2 protein-coding genes and 1 pseudogene are annotated in these 1,977 nt (G+C 43.7%); 1 reads left to right on the forward strand and 2 read right to left on the reverse strand.

Annotated elements, in window-relative coordinates; translation table 11 throughout:
- Both F6K53_RS38615 and F6K53_RS38620 read right to left on the reverse strand, forming a co-directional pair.
- Positions 1-115: pseudogene (locus tag F6K53_RS38615) on the reverse strand (DUF4281 domain-containing protein); the annotation flags it as partial.
- A gap of 35 nt (positions 116-150) precedes the next feature.
- The gene (locus F6K53_RS38620; RefSeq protein WP_293068947.1) at positions 151-1,710 is read right to left on the reverse strand and encodes an ISKra4 family transposase; all 1,560 of its coding nucleotides are present in this window, start codon (positions 1,708-1,710) and stop codon (positions 151-153) included.
- Here F6K53_RS38620 and F6K53_RS38625 point away from each other — a divergent pair, their 5' ends adjacent.
- Positions 1,711-1,926: a hypothetical protein gene (locus F6K53_RS38625; protein WP_293085130.1), complete on the forward strand. Its 216-nt coding sequence runs from the start codon at positions 1,711-1,713 to the stop codon at positions 1,924-1,926.
- Positions 1,927-1,977: the final 51 nt, after the last annotated feature.

The following is a 1,977-nucleotide window of genomic DNA, read 5'->3' on the forward strand; positions in this document are numbered from 1 at the left end:
GGGCAATATCGGCTAACTGAGGATTGGATAAGGCTTGGGCGGATTCTGGTGTAATACTATTAATAAATAGGTAAATATATAAAGCTGCTAAAGCGACGAAGGGAATATAGGATTCGGGTGCGGCTCTTTTAAAAAGACAAAGAATAAGGTTTAGACAGGTATAGCAAGAGTAGGAGGAGCATTAGTAGAGCAACAAGCTTGAAAGAGTCGTTTCATTAAAGGAATACCATCAAGATACAAAGCCAGGTGATGACGTTTATGTTCCTGCTTTAAGTGAAAGCGCCAATATTCATTCCAATCACCACTAATATAAAGGGAGCGAAGACGTAAAACCGCCTCAGCACCCATAAGACTCCATCTAGCTCCAGTAAGATCCATGCGGTCTTTAATCAGATGACGACAAGCACCTTCAATCACCCCGGTAGCAATGGGAAGACCAGCTTTCAAGTAATCATTGTATTGGAGGTAAGCACTGTTATTGAGCAGATATTGGGCACAGGTATCCACTGGTTTACGTTGTGATGGGTTGAGTTGACGTAATGTGGCGCTGCGACGCATCCCAGCTGCCACCTGAGATGAGCGTCCTTGAAGAATCAGTAATATTCTTTGACTCACCCAAGCCTCCCCTTGGGGGCTGGTATCCCCATAAAAGGCAAATGCTGCCTTCCATAAATACTCAATTACATGGATAATATCGAGCACAATGGTTAAATTGAGCTGGTGTTGACGAGCATATTTCTTTAACAGCAATAATTGTGTTTTATTGCCATCGACTAGAGCACAAAAGTGTTTTTGTTGATTGGGGTCGCGGTGCAATGCCTCATCAAATGCTTCTGTGATCACCTGGTATGGTTCTTTTTCTAAACTTGCCCAAACACGCTTGCCCATTGGTCGAGGTCGTTTGATGTTTTGGTCTGATTCAGAGGGATTGACAATTTGCTCAGGTGTGCGAACCAAGGGGTCAATAGTATAAACTGAAGCTACTGTTGCCATACGTTTGGCATTGCGCTTTTCCCCTTTAGTTAATCGTTTATTTAATTTTTTCGAAGAAGCAAGTGCTCGTTTTTGGGTGTCGGCACGTAGGTCTTGTGTACGCATCACAACACCCTTTCCATCAACAGTAATTACTACTATTTCTCCTGTGTGTTTTCCTTCAACCGATTGTGCTTGTTGCTGAGCGTAGAAAGAGTCAAAGTCACAAGCGCTCTTATAAGCCAATTGTTCAACTTGACGCTTACCAACTTTGGCGGCGGTGGTTTTGGAGATGATTTCCACTGTTTCTCCAAACCCGGAACGGGCTACTTCTTGAGCTACTCGCTCCCTGAGTCCATGAGAGTATTGTTCTGGTGGTAAGTTTAATTCTGCATCCAATGGATTGAGGGAAGTGATCTTCCTTCCTCCGTAACCAATACGATGGGCAATGACCGTGCCAAAGATGGTTGTTAGTTTCCTGTTTCCTCTGATCTTATGGGTTCTGTTTACTCCGTCCCTACCTAAACAATCACCCTCGATTTCGTCGTTACTTCGTCTATCCAAGTAACCTTGTAACAGTCGTCTCAATAGTTCGTATCCATTTTCGAGTAGTAACGTCTCTAATTCCCCATGCTCTAAACCGCACACTGTTTCTGAACCGAGCCAATCAACTATTTGTTCAAATAGCTCTCGCGCTCCTGAAAAAAATCTGTCTTCATTATTAGTAGATGGTTGCATATGTCTGACTTAATCCTGGCTCATACTGCTGCGGTTGCGCCTGTCGAGTCCTTCGGTTTTTTCTCTCAAAACACTGCTACAGGACAGCTTGGGTTAAAAAACTCTTCCCCATTCTATCGTCTTTCTATAAGAGCCGCACCCATATGGTTTCTGGAGCATATTTGGTGCGCTCGTGGTAGTGCTGAGCGATTGATACTGGCAGTTGTGACATCTTAGTTGCAACAGAACAGGAAGCTTCGCTTTATATCTTGACAGCATTTTTGTCCT

Source organism: Moorena sp. SIO4A1, from assembly GCF_010672065.1.
GTDB lineage: Bacteria > Cyanobacteriota > Cyanobacteriia > Cyanobacteriales > Coleofasciculaceae > Moorena.

Excerpts from the sequence above, each read along its gene's own strand:
- F6K53_RS38620 (WP_293068947.1), bottom strand. The coding sequence starts at position 1,710 with ATGCAACCATCTACTAATAATGAAGACAGATTTTTTTCAGGAGCGCGA.
- F6K53_RS38625 (WP_293085130.1), top strand. The coding sequence starts at position 1,711 with ATGTCTGACTTAATCCTGGCTCATACTGCTGCGGTTGCGCCTGTCGAG.